The following is a 14483-nucleotide window of genomic DNA, read 5'->3' on the forward strand; positions in this document are numbered from 1 at the left end:
CAATGGCTACTGTAACTATTGAATATGATTAGCATATCGTCAGGAGCTAAATCTTGGCATAAGATTGCTCCTAGCCTTAGTATCATCAGGCACAACGAAAACTAGGAAACTCTCATATATAGTAATGAGGCTAGAGTTTGGTGTTTGCCCTGAAAAATAGCCAACCTTGTCTTCAGCAATAATTTTATTTATACATTCAACAATTACTTGTCTAATATATAGTCTTGTAACTTGATGCAAAGTCATCCCTTATCGGTTGATTATATTTCTCATGAACAACCATACTTATTAACTCTTTAGTTAGTATTTTTAGGACTCCTCATCAATATAAGCTTGTCCTATGTTATCTATAATCCCGGGTAGTACCAACTTTGGACTATATGCAAACGCTGGTATCGCAAAGAAAGTTAATAACATACTATAGAGTATTTGCTGCATTAGGAGATACCCGTCAATAATTGATTAACATTGTTGCCCCCATGATGATAGCAACATCCATGACCAATACACCAACCGATGGCTTCAACACTTCACAGGCATTTAACAAAGCCATCATTTCCTGACGCACTCCAGATTTGGTATTAAGTAGTAATAAAACCTCATCTACGGCAGGCTTGAGCTCAGGATCTTTATTCTTGGCTTTAAGGTTCATCTTCCATTTTGCCAGCAACTACAGACCATACTTAACTGATGCAACTTGATTCTCGTGAATCCCCCATCCATTTCTACGTCTGGACCGTAACAGCTAGTAATCGAGTCCATCAGGGGCATCGACCTAGACTGGGATATGCTTGATTAAAAACTGCTTCCTGTTAAATGAAGAAAGAGCCGTTCCGGTATGCTGGGCCCTATAACGATGTACTTTATGATATTGATACGAAAAGGAAAAATTCAAGCATTTAGCTTATGTTTATCTAAAATTACAACTTAATCAATCTTATTTTAATTATTAATACTTTTACTTCATAGAATGAATACCAAATAAATTGCCTTCAGTATCTATAGCTAAAACTGTAAATCCATGTTCCCCAATTGAAGTTTTTGTTTGATAAATTTTTCCACCAGACTCTTCAATTCGCATTTCTTCAATTTCACAATTTTCACTACAAAAATAAACAATACTGCTATTACCACCAGCAGGAATATCATTCCTTTGCACCAATGCTCCAGTAGAACCATATCCATGCATATCAAAGGGAAAATGTTTCATTTGTATCTCATTTGAGATCAATGGATTATAAAAATCTGTAAGTTTAATTTTAAAAACGGTCTCATAGAATATTCTAGCCCTTTGAATATTATTAACATAAATTTCAAACCAACTAATAGGATTGCTCATATATTTACTTTTCACTTATAGAATCAATAGTTAAAATTAAGTTACCACAGAAACTAGTATATAAAAAACCATAACTTTTATCTATTTAACTAATGTTCCCCTCAAATCTAGTTCATAAATCAAAATCTTAACATATTAAAAAATGGTCATTCATCTGTAAAAAGCGACTTGCTTCCAAATCGCTTCGTTTTTGAGTAGTTCTGATATCTTTTCACCACAAAATAGATCAATAAATAACCAAAACTAGAAGTTTTCCTGATTTCTCAACGGTCACACTTCTGAAACTATCCACAATTCCTGTGGATAACCCTTGGGGTAAAAATCAATCAAATTTCTGCGCTTAAACGTAAAGCTATTTAGGGCTTGAATAGTCAAATCCAAGCCAATTCCTATCATAACCACATAGAGAACAAGATGCTCCAAATAAGAAGTAAGAAAAAACAGCAACTGAGAATGCCGGTACGATAGGAGTTATATCTAATGCATCAAATACGAAAAAGCTAAGCTAAAGTGGTGCATTTTTTCACTGAAATTAACAAAGATGACATAAATTGAATGTATGTGACACCAATAGAATATCAAAATTTGATCTAATAAAAGAAACTACTTGCCTAGTCAGAATTGTAAAATTCACCTCCTTGCATGCGAAAAGCATAGCGGAAATCACAGGATATGAATATCAAGGTATATTTTACCTCTACCCACTTCCTGGTAGAGCATCCCTATGGGCACCATAAGCATGTCGCGCCCCCAGAGGATGCCGCCTCTGCTCAGTTGGGAGAGCCTTTCTGACAATTCCTACCACGCTCAATCATTGGCAGCATCAAATCAGCCATCCAAATTGAAAAAAACGCCTAGCGCGGGCTGGTGGTCTTTGGACAATGGGCTGCTGCAAGATCCGGCAATGAGTGTAGCCTTCCACGCTGGATTGATTGCTTTGTTTGGGCGCCGTGTCATTCCGTTCCAAATCACTCAGGCACTTTACAGCGTTACCTTATTTGAAGTCATCAATTATGTAGAACATTATGGATTGCTACACCAAAAGCTTCCCAATGGTCAGTATGAACGTACCATGCCAGAATACAGCTGGAATAGTATATGGTGACCAATCTGTTTTTATATCAAATACAGCGTTACTCAGATCATCATGCCCACCCAACTCGCGGCTTTCAGGCATTGCGACATTTTGACAATGTACCCCAGCTCCCAAGTGATTATGCTAAACTAATCCTACCTGCTATTATTCCGGCTTGGTGGTTCAAGCTCATGGATCAACGCGTGTTTGATCATTACCAAGGTGATCTGAGCAAAGCAAATGTTAATCAGAAAGCCCTGATGAGAATCTTCACCAAACTTGGTAAGAAAGAGCTTCTTGTCGACAAAGGGACATGAAATTGCTTGTTTAATGTAATGTGATCGTGTTCATATGGCCACAGACTCCAAGGCGATTTTTTTGCGGACTTAACTCGTATGCTTAGATTGACACCATGATAGTTCCACTAAAATCCTTACAGTTTCCGATTCAATATCTGGATGTATGTGATGCGCTGATTCGATCAAATGGAGGTGATCTGCTAGGTTTCCATCGACAATGTCGTGTAAGTCATGAGGAACTACTCAATGAGAGCAGCACGATCAATGGTGAGCAGTTCCTAGAAGCTTATATACCTTGACTCAACAGTACTGCAGGCCTGATCGTCCGGCAATATTCCAAATACTTGATGCGTTCCCGCGCATGGTATGCTGGGTTAGGTAATTAGGTCTATGTAAATTTAAAAAGGTCACGGACTTTGGTGATCAGAATACTTTTTCACAGAATTAGTAATGGGTGCTCTACATAGCATCATGCCGTTCATGCTTACACCTATGGACGATGTCTGTGTCAAATTTGCCCATACATTAACCTATGAAAAAAGTTATATGAAGAATTTTTCCAAGTACGCGTTCAAGATGAGGCTGCTAAAAATAGCATCGTCATCACAAAGGTGCTAATGTGAAGTACCCCTCTTATTCAAAGTCCTACTTTGCAGCGCCTGCTAGAAGCAGAGCTCTACACAAGGCTTCAGAAAAATCACAATAAACCAATGAGTCAGCAAATCAGACAATTACTGTGCCTGTCACTGGATGAGCAGCGGATCATCAATACGGAATTCATCGCAGGCAAGCTGAAAAATATCGTATCGTATACTGGCAGAGGAAGGGACAACGTTCAGACAGTTGCTAGATGAGGTCAGCATTGCCTACGCCAAAGAGCTAATTAAACACTCACAAAAACCGATCGCAGAGATCGCACAAATTCTTGGGTTCAGTAGTTCAGCAAACTTTGCGCGCACGTTTAAACGCATTACAGGAAAAACCCCTTCAATGTTACGCCTACCCCCAAAAATCTCTAGAGTATGTTATGACTAAAGATCGCCGTTGTACAGCCCACCTTAATGCTCGGTAATGTGGACGCCAATCTGATCCATGTGGAAGCACTGATTCGCGATGCCTATCGTGAGCACACGCCAGAAATTATTGTCGTTCCTGAAGCCTTACCTCCCCGAATGTCTACTCACCCATCTTGCGCACTACTCCTACGCCTATCGATGGCAGGCCATTTCAATTGATGAGATTTGGCAAGAGAGTTGGAGGTCATCATTGCAGGTGGCTTTCTATCTATAAGAGGCAATCACACCTACGGTACTTATCTCTTGGCAGAACCCAATGGTTTGGTACACCTGCATGACAAGGATATCCCAACCGTGGGAACAAAATTTTTATGTTGGAGGTGATGACGATGGTGTTGTCACATGCCAAACCCTAGACTCCAAGATCGGACTCATGTCTGGATGGGAATGGGCGCGTACACGTACGGCCGCACGCGTACGCGCCAAAGATGTACAACTGGTACTGGGCGGCATGTGCTGGTGGTCATTGCCTCTTAACTGGCTTTGGGCCTAAGGTCGGCTCATGCAACGAGAACATGCTCTCTACCGCCGGCAACAGTATCAATTGCCCGGACAGGTCGCAAGGCTGACGGGAGTACCGGTAGCTCATGCTGCACACGTCGGTAAAATACGCTGTAATATTCCGATAGCACCGGGTATCGTCTGGGAAACAGAAATGATCGGTGAGTCTCTGATCTGTGATTATGAAGGACCTATTCTTGCACGGCTGAGCCTCGAGGATGGAGAAGGACACGTTGCGGCAGATGTCAAACTAGATACCCCTAAACCGATTGATCCTATCTCGGATCAATACTGGATTTTCAATGTTACATCGATGACCTACTTGGGCTGGCACGCCGCAAATCTTCATGGCTCATTATCATACCAACTGCGCCACAGGCTTGGCCGTTTTCCTTGGCAATCATTAGCATCACATGATTTGCCAAATATAGTCAAACCAGATTTATGAGTTGCGGGGCATTCTATCCATCGACAGACTTCTTACATGTACTTTGTTCGTAATAAAATAAAGTATTTGGATATTTATCATCAACACATCATCATTATTTTCCCGGAGCAGACATGGCTTTTTGGTTTAATTTAAAGAAACCGCAAGATGACTCTATATTTGAAACAGCGACTTATCACTATAGTTATGTCATGAAACTACCCGTGGAAGCTGAGCAGGTCTAACGGCTACTCATCCATTAGTCTGGTGCAAAATGCTGAATGGTCAATATACCTCCGAGCAACCATTTGTAGTCGGCACCACACGGGCGAACGCTTTTATTATTTGGGATGCGAAGCATCGTCATGCGTTTTACGTAGAGTAGATGAACGTTCTTTTTTTGAGATGTTTGCAGAAGACTATCAGATCACAGGCTGTGAGTTTACTTGGCGTTTTCTGGAAAATTTCTAATATTTATCATGTAGATTTCCCTATCATTGGAATTTTAAAATTTCCTCATCAAGACACACAAACCGAGTTAATTGCTTAACTCAGTTTGAGATGAAATACTTTCAACCTATCTTAGGATGGAGCACAATAGAAGATTTAGTTCTTTGAAAGATATTTCTTAGGTGCTGCTACTTCCAAATTGAAATACCTAATCTCTATGTTCCGTGTTAAATTTAGCAATAAATCCCCTCTCTCTGTCTAGAATAAATAACCAAGACGTAGCGTGAAATCAGAATCCTGTTTCACGCCTTGTTCGACCTTAATATCACGTCCAATTGTGAGACTGGTTTGAAAAAGCGGTGTAAAAAAATGAGATGCTGTAATTTTTGCGTAGGTCGTATTAACCTTATCGTTTTGGTTAACGCCATTCAGCTTGGTTTCTCCGCCTCCGATCCAGCCACCACCTATACCAAATGCAGTGATCGGCGATAAGTTATAGCGTAGATAAAGTTGGTATTCATATTTCGGATCTTGTTTTAAAGTGAGTGATTGACGACTATAGCGATCATTATTTGAGTATATCGTCGCATCGAAAATGTTTTCGAGAGTAATATCTTGATCAAAATGATGTAACCAAGCAGTTTGAAGCGTGCCATTCCAGCGATTCTCCCCTAAATTCAGTGCTTTATCTTGATAGTAAGAGCCTGAAGGGATTGAAATAAAGGGGGCAATAGCCATTGTGTTGGCTGGCGATAATGCATATTTGATCGGCATACCAATCATGACATCACCGATGCCAGATGCTTTACCAAGTGCTGCAATATCATCAGAGGTTTTTACTTGACCAAAAGGTAAAATTACTTGAGGTTCTAGACTCAGATTTTCAATCGGATGGATGGCAGAAATAAATCGTGCTATGCCAATATCCGTTTGTAACTTGGCACGATCAGATAATTTCTCACCATTTTGATAGAGCTGATCTCCCTGAGTATGGGTGTAATAAAGCAAGGCAAGACTTTTGCTATCGGGTAAAACCTCAAAATCGCCAGGTTGAACTTCAATTGCATGAGCAAGTGTACTGAGCCCAAGCGTTCCCATAATAAGACTAAAAGATGGTTTTAATTTCATTTTGCCTCTCCGTTCAATGCGTTCATTAACCCAGTCTGTGAGTGACAATTGATATATTCAAAAAACTGAGCTTGAGCAGGTACGGAAATCACTTCATGGAACAATTTGAGTTTGATTTGAAAGTTCATTCTCTGGACATAGTTCATAAACTCGCCAAAGATAGCGACATGAGTTGGATGAGATTTGGCCCACTTCTCAAGATATTGTAAATCTTGGAAATACGCTAAACCAAAACTTTTATCGGTCGCTAACCCTGTTTCTGGATCAAGAACGGTCATATAGCGACAGTTCAAACAACCTTCTGCCAATCCTTCATCACGCAAAAATTGCATACCTTGATTTAAAATCGGTTCGACATTGTTCAAATATAATGCACGTTCTTCAGCTTCCGTTTCTGTCCAGTCCTGACCTGAACGAATTAAACTGAGGTAATCATTGCCCATGATCTGAACACGATGTGCTGATTTGGGTTGCAGTTTATGCTTGTCTAGCGTAGAACCTATCAACGGATCTGACTGTGCAATCGGTAGGCGATCACGCATACTACCGTAATAACCATGTTCCAAGATTTCCTCACTCATGACATTGCTTAAATGGGCAATACCTTCAGGCGAACTTGGATTAGAAAAAATGGTTTCAAATTCGGAAATACTTGGGCAAGTGATTTCTAAAAAGTAACCGACCTGTCCTTGTTCTCGTTCGACAGCATTCCACCATGTTTCAAAACCACTTTGTTTAAACCAGTCATTAAATATGACTTGATCAACCCAATATGCAGTAATAACTAAATGATGGAAGCCTTGTGCATCGACATATTCAGCAGGTGTCCAATAACCAGGCGAATGATCCTGCTTGAGATAATCAATGATCACCGTAAGCTGCTGAAAGTTTATCTTTTGTTTGGATTGTATACCAAAATACATCATCACCACTTGACTAGTATCTTCAGCAAAACGTGTCGTCCAAGCTGGAAAAGGCGGTGTATAGCCTTTAGGCGTTGAATTTGGGCGAGTCTTGGCTACACGAAGATATTCAGGAATAGCTGATTCCATGCTTATTCTCCTTGAAGTTCCAGTTCGGAATCGACTGTATCTTGAGCTGGATCGACTGGCATGCGTTGGATAGGTGCTTGCTGAATAACTTTTGGTTTATGCTTGGCATTAAATACTAGCTGGAAGACATCTGGACGAGAATAATGTCCAACAGGGTCTGTGGCAGTTTTAGCAAATGTAATTGCTGCCAAATTTAATGTTGCATAAAGTATGCCTTCCTCATCTTCGGCTAACGGTTCAACGAGGTCACTACCATCTGGTCCATAAATTCGAGCATGGCCGCCACCGATGTTCAATAATTGTTTTTTGGTATCATCAGTGCATAAGAACTCATGCATTTCTTTCGATACAATCGCACAAGACGCTATCACAAAACATTGGCCTTCTGCTGCATATAAACGGGAAGCAGCATTATTTACGTCTGGGCCTAATGCCGCTGTTGTACCTGTGTATAGACTGAAACTTGGCCATGCAGCAATATGGATTTGTTCATGTTGGGAATACATCGCATAACGGCCTAAAGGTTGTAGGTGTTCCCAACAGCACAATGCACCGACACGCCCCAAGTCTGTTTCATAAACCTGCAAAGAGCTACCATCACTTTCACCAAATAATGTACGTTCTACATGTGTTGCTTTTAATTTGCGGCGATTGCCAACAGTCTGACCTTTATTGTCAATAATCCATTGTGAAATATATAAACTGCCGTGGTCTTTTTCACTGAATCCCAACACTACAAAAATATTATATTGCTTAGCAGCATCTGTAATCTTTTGAGCATGGCCACTATCTAGAGTGAGAGAATTTTGATGATATTGATATACCAGTGGCATATTTGCAGCCGGTGAATCTAACCATAAAAACCATGGATAACCAGGAATCCATGTTTCAGGAAATGCGATGAGTTCTGCTCCGTTGTCCGCAGCTTCTTTAATCAGAGCGATTGTTTTATCAACTGTTCCTGATAAATCGAGAAATACAGGTGCCGCTTGTACACATGCAACTTTAACTAATTTTTCCATTGATATTCCCCTTGCCTATAACGTATTTAAATTGGTTATTTAGTTATAGAATTAATTTCATTTGGATAGTTATTCTGAAAAAGAACAAAAAATTGACTCAGAAGGAACTGAGTTATTTAGATAAAACAGCTACAGATTTGGCATACAACTTGCTGCTATTTTTTAACAGAAACTGCTGCATCCTTTTCTGTAGTGAAGCTGACATTTCATGATGAAATCAGTAAAGGGACTGAAATAATGTTAGATTTTGATACAAGAGAGTTAGAACTTAAATATCGTCATGATTATTGGCAGGATGCGATCAGCCAAACATTTGTTCCGCTTAGTTGCACAGTTGAGTCATCCATGAACTTTTCTGGTGCATTAAAGTGTAAATCTTGGTCAGATTGGGGAATTGTGGATGTTTCTGGATCAGCACAACATGTACAAAGAAAGCACTCAATTATAAAAAAAGATGATCATGACTCTATTTTAATGAGTTTAATCTTAGCTGGAAAAATGGGACTCGCTCAAGATGGTCGAGAAACCTTACTTGATGTTGGTCAATTTGGTTTCTATGATACTCATCGCCCTTATGATCTACATCTATTGGGCAATTTTAGACAAATGGTATTAATGCTGCCTAGAAAATTATTTGAAAAACGCTATGGAAAAATTGAGTTTTTAACAGCGCATAGTTTTGGTGAACATCATCCTTTGCAAAAATTAAATTGTGATTTTCTCCAAAATTTATATTTGCTCTCTAGTGATATCCACAAGGAATTGCAAGATAGTATTCTATGTCAATATATGGACTTACTGAGTTCCATCCTTTCAGAGTCAAAGTTAAATAATAGAAATAATAGCTCATTACTTTTGCAAATTAAGAATATGGTATTAAAAAATATTAATCATCCAGATATAAATATTCACGATATTGCATGTCATTTCAAGATCACGTCTAGATATATCAGTAAGTTATTTCAACAAGAAGAAACCACCTTTGGTAGATTTTTACTAGAAAGTCGCCTAGAACATTCACATCGTGCGCTGGAATCACATATCAACCAACAATCCATCAAAGAAATCGCATATCAAGCTGGATTTCAGGACATGTCATATTTTTCACGAGAATTTAAAAAATGCTATGGTTCTACGCCAAAACAATTTAGAACTATGCCAAAAGTAGTATTAAGGAATTAAATATAGCTTAGGGTACGAGAAAGTTTAAAAAAAGCTAGCTTCTTCCGTAAGCCTTTCTTCAATTAACCCTTAACAATCTTATGTGTGTTTGTATTAACAAGTACATAGTCACTATTCACCTTTAACCATTGCTGATTCTTACCTGGTATTAGTCAATCTATATTGCTTATGATCTACTGAATGAGCACTACGATATTGAGAGGGAATCGCTTGTCCAGATTTCCAATCACGTGATGGTTTTACAGAATTATACTTAACCTGTGGCTTTTGTGCTACAGGTTGCTTACTATGATGTACAGTCTTATGAGTATCTTGTTATGCTGCAAATGCTGAAGTAGCCATAATCGAAGTAGAGATGGATAAGACAATTACTTTAACTAATGTATTCATAGGAATTTATTACCGTAAATTTCTGTATTTGAGATTTTGATTAAATCCTAAAAAAGCATTAAAAATATGATAATCAATTATACCTTTTGTAAAAAAAAGTATGAATTATGGAGATCTACCTTTAAACCAAAGACTGAAATAAACAGTATTCTCAGCAAGATAGTATATATGATTATAGTCTCGGAAGAAAGAGATACCATAAGAGCTAGATATAAGTAAAAATCCTTTTCTTTGTCATGGTTCCTTACACAATATTGAATTAAGAATGAAAATAATACCTTATATTTTTACATAATTTATGAAATCAAGTGATTTAAAAAGTTCATGCTGGTTTGTATCAGGAGAATGTATGAAGCCCATATTCACTATAATAATTTGTATAAGTTTTTTCCTAGCACTTCCTATTAGAGCAGAAATTATCAGACATGATTTCACCACAATGACTGATGATGGTTTAACTATTTTCGTTCGTGAGTTACATGATACAATCACAACAGGTGATCGTGGTCCAATACTGATGATAAATGGTGGACGATCAGGCGTGCTAGCCAGTTGGGATGTAGATGCCCCTAGTACATCGGTAGCTCAAGAATTTGCAAAAGCTGGACATACTGTATATTTAATGGATGCTCGCGGCTTTGGCCGCTCACAGTTTCCTCCTGAAATGCAAAATACAACTAAAATATACAATGGTCCTGTTGCTGTTCGATCAAATGAAGTTGTACTTGATATTGCAGCAGTAGTGAAGGAGATTCATCATCGTCATCCCAATGAAACTCGCTTGGCGGCTATCGGCTGGGCAACTGGCTCACAATGGCTGGGGCATTATGCTTCACTTTATCCAGAATATATTTCTCACCTAATCTATTACAATGCAGCCTATGGCGGTCCAGCTGGTGGGTGGCAATTACAACAAGAATTTGGTGACCCACAACAACCAGCAGAACTTGATCGTTCAAGGCATGGTGCCACCCGACTCGCTACAGCTGAGAATTTAGAAGGTCGCTGGCGTAGTGAAGGTATAAATGGAGCATTCCTAACACGCTACGTTCAATTGTCAATGGAAGGCGACTCAACAACAGATACGCGTGAACCACCAAGTTTCCGATTTCCTTCTGGTCCTGTAGCCGACACACTCAAATTGGTAAATGGTCGTCAAATTTTCGATGCTTCCTTCATTCGCTCTCGTGTACTGATCCTGCGTTCAGAGCACGATTTCTGGTCGCGTCCAAGTGATATAACCACACTAGAATCACACTTGACAAATGCTGCATCAGTCAAAGTAATTGAAATTACAGGTGCCTCACACTATGTACACTTGCAACCCACTAAAGATCGCCAAAAGTTCATTGATCTTATATTGGCCTTTACAGCCCCTCCTCTTAAAAAAGACTAGACACTTCCTACATGTTGCTTGTTTGGGCTAAAGAAAGAGTATAATTTTAATAGATCACTTTGGAGGAGAAGTGGTCATATATAACAATAAAGTTTGACTATATTTGACCCGCTCCTTATAGACAAGCGAGTCTTTTGTCTCTTTAATTTAAAATATTAAATTTGATCACAATGAAATAAGACCACTTCATGAGTCCCTCTTGCTTTTCTCACAAATCAAATTAATGACAATCTCTTTAGCAAAAGAAGTTTCACAATTTTAATACTCTAATCATTAAGGTGCACAAATATATTACATCTAATTTTTCTACTTAATAGTTCACGTTATAACATGGTTGAGTGCTTATTAAAAAAGTCCCAATAGCATCAAAACTATTATTTACATCTTTTCCACTTATCCTTCATTATGGAGATATGAAACCAATGTTTTATAGAAATATGTATAATCATATTTTCTTGCTTCAACAAATACTTCATTGACCTCTTCCACAGTCCACCCTTGTTTCCTTGCAGTGAAGGCAAATAAAGTACTTAAAACAAATGGGTGCTCCCCTCTCCGCAAATACAGATTTTTTAATTTCTTTTTTGACATTCAACTAACAAAACAAATTAAACTTTTTATAAGATATAGTATTGCAATATCAAAATAATAGTTAAATCTATTATTTCTAAATAAATGTCCCCAAATAACATCTCTTTTGGTAAACGATGACATCTAATATAAGAAGTGTAGGATTAATCAGACTTATTTACAAGCAAACTTCTGAGACTCCATCAGAAGTTAATAATATACTACACCACCTATAACTACACATTTATTTGACCCATTATTACCAAGTCATATGTAGAACACTCGCCCGCAACTTAGATAGAGCAGTTAATCACTTTTTGTCACACTAGGTTAGTTTTATATCACCAGAGCTTGATGATATCTTGTTCAGTGTTAACCACCTTATGTCTTTGTTCTTGTCAATTAAGCCTTGTCCATATTCTAGGTTTTTTGATGCCATTAATTTCATATTCCTCGGCCTCACCCTACTAAGCTTCCCAGAAAATTTATGTCTAAATCATAAAAAGTCCACTTTTCTGTTACCACCTTGATTCTAATACCCTTATAGTTTCGAATCATAGAGTCTCTTCCATCTCGAGTGATTCGAGGTGTGAATCGTTCATCCGCTATTAAAGCTAAATAAGTTTTGTATCCTATAATGAACTTTTCAGGTTCTTTCCCCTCTTTAAACTTTACTATTGCAAGTACCTTTTAGTCGCTGGGATTTGTCCCATTGCGATTTTTATATTCATTTACTCACCATATAAAAATAAACCCCACTAATAAGGGGGCCCAAAAGATTAAAACCTAGCACCTGTAATGACTCAGATATCTAATAATTTAAGTACGTCATCTGACCAGATGAGCAACATACTCTTCGTATTAAATTGGTCTAATCCTATTTTCCTGCAACAGTACAAAGTCTTTTCAACCTTCTCTTGAGCGGTATACTCCCTGAAATGCTCAATTCTAAAACTTGCAGGCTCAATCACCGTCTTAGCCAAGATATTAAAAAGTTCATATTTATAGGAGTCCTTATCAATGCGTCGAACTCTAGCTTTCATGTAATCATTAAACCTCTTATCAATTTGCATATATATTTCATCTCTTTCTAGTTCTGAAATTTGACTCATCTCAACTAACCTTAAACTCAAGCAAAACCATATGTTAAAAAATATTAACAATGGCACATTAAATATAAGCAAAACTAAATTATTGCACGAACCAATCGTTAAAAAAAACTATTTTTTACGATTAAGTCACACTTAATACAGTTATTTAGTTATAGAAATGATGTCTCATCAATAATTGCTTTACTCCCACAACGGCAGTAATTCAATTGCCCAGGTTTAACCCACTGGCCATGCGAATACATGCCCTTAACCACATCAAAGGTTTTTCCATGTGCAGCAACGTGTGAGGGTCTTGGTTTTCCCCAGCATGAGAATGCAGCCAAATAGTCTTCTTAATGCCAAGCTCTTGCCGTCTAGCACTCTCATATTCCGGCATGAGCCTTATGCTTGATCTGATGCAATACGGGCAGCACGACGCTGTGTTGCCATTTTTTGGCTAAATCATCAAGCTTTACGCTCCATTGATCTGTCAAATACTCAACAACATGAGCATCTGAACCATTGAATGTATTGTTCCTCTTGCCGCTCTTTTTCCCAGCCACCTGCATTGATCATGATTTTTTCAGTGGTGCCAATGACCTGATGACCTTGTTTACTAAAGCCAGATCTAGTCACGACAATATTCAGATAACGAAATGACCGCAAATGTATATGGTCGGGGTTAAACATTTGACATTTTGGATCTAAAAATACCCATCTTATCCAATCCCACATTTCAGGTACTGATGCAAAATTGGGGGGATCTAATTCAAAAAGCCAATCAGGCGGTATTGGTCTAACTGAAAGAGAAAAACCAAGCTCATTCATATTCAAGCCCAAGCATACTTTCCCTGATATTATGAAATTAAGACTTTGTGCCAACATTGATCTTAGTTATCTATAAATATTGGAGAAAACATGAAAACTGAAACTAAAGAAATTCTAGCTTTAGAGTTAACTAAAATTAAAATTGCTAATGAAAGTAAGGATTCTGTAATTGATGCATCATTCTTAATTTCAACCTATATTCAAGCATTAAAAGAAATTGAAGTTACTTTTAAAGCCCAAAAGAAAGCTATGAAAATAGATCCCAAAGTACTACAAGAGATCAAGAATGCTAAGAATCGATCATAGCCTTATAACCATGCTTCTTGAAAAATTTAAATAAGTGCTTTTCAAATTCAGGAAGCTTGTCTTCCTGAATTTATACAACAACCTTTTTAATGCGCTGTACATGGACAAAATCATAAAGTGTATCAATACTATTATCTAGGTCTTCACCAATATATCCTTCCAACGCATCCGCACGTTCTTTTGCACTCATTAATTTACTCATAACCAACTCCGTCACCCATTCACAATAATGGGATCCTCATATTTATTTACAATGAAATGATATAAAAGAAAAAAAACCGCCAATAATCGATATTTAGCGGGGTTTTGCTGAATTAAAGTTACTAAGGATGGATCAGCAAAGATTGAATG

The 14483-nt window shown here is 38.0% G+C and carries 17 protein-coding genes and 2 pseudogenes; 9 read left to right on the plus strand and 10 right to left on the minus strand.

Annotated features, from left to right (window positions below; all coding sequences use genetic code 11):
* Positions 1-451: 451 nt before the first annotated feature.
* Positions 452-652 carry a hypothetical protein gene (locus tag RMB03_RS02535; RefSeq protein WP_311073619.1) on the minus strand — a complete coding sequence of 67 codons (201 nt, stop codon included), beginning with the start codon at positions 650-652 and terminating at the stop codon, positions 452-454.
* Positions 653-958: 306 nt separating this feature from the next.
* The gene (locus tag RMB03_RS02540) at positions 959-1339 is read right to left on the minus strand and encodes a VOC family protein (RefSeq protein ID WP_311073620.1); all 381 of its coding nucleotides are present in this window, start codon (positions 1337-1339) and stop codon (positions 959-961) included.
* Between the two features lie 702 nt (positions 1340-2041).
* Between RMB03_RS02540 and RMB03_RS02545 the strand changes: the two are divergent.
* The 6 genes and pseudogenes from RMB03_RS02545 to RMB03_RS02570 form a co-directional block, all read left to right on the plus strand.
* Positions 2042-2731: pseudogene (locus tag RMB03_RS02545) on the plus strand (alkane 1-monooxygenase); the annotation flags it as partial.
* Positions 2732-2826: 95 nt separating this feature from the next.
* A complete protein-coding gene (locus RMB03_RS02550) occupies positions 2827-3012 on the plus strand; it encodes a hypothetical protein (protein WP_311073623.1) in 186 nt (61 codons plus the stop codon).
* Between the two features lie 544 nt (positions 3013-3556).
* Positions 3557-3748 carry a helix-turn-helix domain-containing protein gene (locus RMB03_RS02555; RefSeq protein WP_311073625.1) on the plus strand — a complete coding sequence of 64 codons (192 nt, stop codon included), beginning with the start codon at positions 3557-3559 and terminating at the stop codon, positions 3746-3748.
* A 38-nt stretch (positions 3749-3786) separates the two neighbouring features.
* Positions 3787-3948: a hypothetical protein gene (locus RMB03_RS02560; RefSeq protein ID WP_311073626.1), complete on the plus strand. Its 162-nt coding sequence runs from the start codon at positions 3787-3789 to the stop codon at positions 3946-3948.
* Between the two features lie 115 nt (positions 3949-4063).
* Positions 4064-4282: a hypothetical protein gene (locus RMB03_RS02565; RefSeq protein ID WP_311073627.1), complete on the plus strand. Its 219-nt coding sequence runs from the start codon at positions 4064-4066 to the stop codon at positions 4280-4282.
* 9 nt (positions 4283-4291) lie between these two features.
* Complete coding sequence (locus RMB03_RS02570; protein WP_311073629.1) at positions 4292-4738, plus strand: hypothetical protein; 447 nt, start codon at positions 4292-4294, stop codon at positions 4736-4738.
* 687 nt (positions 4739-5425) lie between these two features.
* Here the strand turns inward: RMB03_RS02570 and RMB03_RS02575 are convergent.
* The 3 genes from RMB03_RS02575 to RMB03_RS02585 are packed head-to-tail and all read right to left on the minus strand — an operon-like array spanning position 5426 to position 8369.
* On the minus strand, positions 5426-6295 hold the full coding sequence (locus RMB03_RS02575) for a transporter (protein WP_311073630.1): 870 nt from the start codon (positions 6293-6295) through the stop codon (positions 5426-5428).
* Complete coding sequence (locus tag RMB03_RS02580; protein ID WP_311073632.1) at positions 6292-7347, minus strand: phenylacetaldoxime dehydratase family protein; 1056 nt, start codon at positions 7345-7347, stop codon at positions 6292-6294. Before RMB03_RS02580 ends, RMB03_RS02575 begins: the two co-directional genes overlap by 4 nt.
* 2 nt (positions 7348-7349) lie before the next feature.
* Positions 7350-8369 carry a carbon-nitrogen hydrolase family protein gene (locus RMB03_RS02585; protein WP_311073635.1) on the minus strand — a complete coding sequence of 340 codons (1020 nt, stop codon included), beginning with the start codon at positions 8367-8369 and terminating at the stop codon, positions 7350-7352.
* Positions 8370-8606: 237 nt separating this feature from the next.
* Here RMB03_RS02585 and RMB03_RS02590 point away from each other — a divergent pair, with 237 nt between their 5' ends.
* Positions 8607-9551, plus strand: coding sequence for a helix-turn-helix domain-containing protein (locus RMB03_RS02590; RefSeq protein ID WP_311073637.1), 945 nt, complete (start codon positions 8607-8609; stop codon positions 9549-9551).
* Between the two features lie 62 nt (positions 9552-9613).
* On the opposite strand, the gene RMB03_RS02595 is transcribed toward RMB03_RS02590, so the two are convergent.
* Positions 9614-9670: a hypothetical protein gene (locus RMB03_RS02595; protein ID WP_311073713.1), complete on the minus strand. Its 57-nt coding sequence runs from the start codon at positions 9668-9670 to the stop codon at positions 9614-9616.
* 710 nt (positions 9671-10380) lie between these two features.
* On the opposite strand from RMB03_RS02595, the gene RMB03_RS02600 reads away from it, so the two are divergent.
* On the plus strand, positions 10381-11337 hold the full coding sequence (locus RMB03_RS02600) for an alpha/beta hydrolase (RefSeq protein ID WP_311073639.1): 957 nt from the start codon (positions 10381-10383) through the stop codon (positions 11335-11337).
* Between the two features lie 1373 nt (positions 11338-12710).
* Here the strand turns inward: RMB03_RS02600 and RMB03_RS02605 are convergent.
* The 3 genes and pseudogenes from RMB03_RS02605 to RMB03_RS02615 all read right to left on the minus strand — a co-directional run.
* Entirely contained in the window at positions 12711-13019 is a 309-nt protein-coding gene (locus RMB03_RS02605) for a hypothetical protein (protein WP_281833926.1), read from the minus strand.
* 149 nt (positions 13020-13168) lie between these two features.
* Entirely contained in the window at positions 13169-13342 is a 174-nt protein-coding gene (locus RMB03_RS02610; RefSeq protein ID WP_311073642.1) for a hypothetical protein, read from the minus strand.
* Between the two features lie 172 nt (positions 13343-13514).
* Positions 13515-13826, minus strand: a pseudogene (locus RMB03_RS02615) (putative metallopeptidase); the annotation flags it as partial.
* A gap of 90 nt (positions 13827-13916) precedes the next feature.
* Here RMB03_RS02615 and RMB03_RS02620 point away from each other — a divergent pair.
* Positions 13917-14132 (plus strand): hypothetical protein, encoded by a 216-nt coding sequence (locus RMB03_RS02620; RefSeq protein ID WP_311073644.1) that lies wholly within the window; start codon positions 13917-13919, stop codon positions 14130-14132.
* 70 nt (positions 14133-14202) lie between these two features.
* Here RMB03_RS02620 and RMB03_RS02625 read toward each other — a convergent pair whose 3' ends face one another.
* Positions 14203-14334 carry a hypothetical protein gene (locus tag RMB03_RS02625; RefSeq protein ID WP_311073646.1) on the minus strand — a complete coding sequence of 44 codons (132 nt, stop codon included), beginning with the start codon at positions 14332-14334 and terminating at the stop codon, positions 14203-14205.
* Positions 14335-14483 lie beyond the last annotated feature (149 nt).

Origin of the sequence: Acinetobacter sp. V91_7, from assembly GCF_031799075.1 — a bacterium.
Classification (GTDB): domain Bacteria; phylum Pseudomonadota; class Gammaproteobacteria; order Pseudomonadales; family Moraxellaceae; genus Acinetobacter; species Acinetobacter calcoaceticus.

Excerpts from the sequence above, each read along its gene's own strand:
- RMB03_RS02535 (WP_311073619.1), bottom strand. The coding sequence starts at position 652 with ATGAACCTTAAAGCCAAGAATAAAGATCCTGAGCTCAAGCCTGCCGTA.
- RMB03_RS02540 (WP_311073620.1), bottom strand. The coding sequence starts at position 1,339 with ATGAGCAATCCTATTAGTTGGTTTGAAATTTATGTTAATAATATTCAA.
- RMB03_RS02550 (WP_311073623.1), top strand. The coding sequence starts at position 2,827 with ATGATAGTTCCACTAAAATCCTTACAGTTTCCGATTCAATATCTGGAT.
- RMB03_RS02565 (WP_311073627.1), top strand. The coding sequence starts at position 4,064 with ATGACAAGGATATCCCAACCGTGGGAACAAAATTTTTATGTTGGAGGT.
- RMB03_RS02570 (WP_311073629.1), top strand. The coding sequence starts at position 4,292 with ATGCAACGAGAACATGCTCTCTACCGCCGGCAACAGTATCAATTGCCC.
- RMB03_RS02575 (WP_311073630.1), bottom strand. The coding sequence starts at position 6,295 with ATGAAATTAAAACCATCTTTTAGTCTTATTATGGGAACGCTTGGGCTC.
- RMB03_RS02580 (WP_311073632.1), bottom strand. The coding sequence starts at position 7,347 with ATGGAATCAGCTATTCCTGAATATCTTCGTGTAGCCAAGACTCGCCCA.
- RMB03_RS02585 (WP_311073635.1), bottom strand. The coding sequence starts at position 8,369 with ATGGAAAAATTAGTTAAAGTTGCATGTGTACAAGCGGCACCTGTATTT.
- RMB03_RS02590 (WP_311073637.1), top strand. The coding sequence starts at position 8,607 with ATGTTAGATTTTGATACAAGAGAGTTAGAACTTAAATATCGTCATGAT.
- RMB03_RS02600 (WP_311073639.1), top strand. The coding sequence starts at position 10,381 with ATGACTGATGATGGTTTAACTATTTTCGTTCGTGAGTTACATGATACA.
- RMB03_RS02605 (WP_281833926.1), bottom strand. The coding sequence starts at position 13,019 with ATGAGTCAAATTTCAGAACTAGAAAGAGATGAAATATATATGCAAATT.
- RMB03_RS02620 (WP_311073644.1), top strand. The coding sequence starts at position 13,917 with ATGAAAACTGAAACTAAAGAAATTCTAGCTTTAGAGTTAACTAAAATT.
- RMB03_RS02625 (WP_311073646.1), bottom strand. The coding sequence starts at position 14,334 with ATGAGTAAATTAATGAGTGCAAAAGAACGTGCGGATGCGTTGGAAGGA.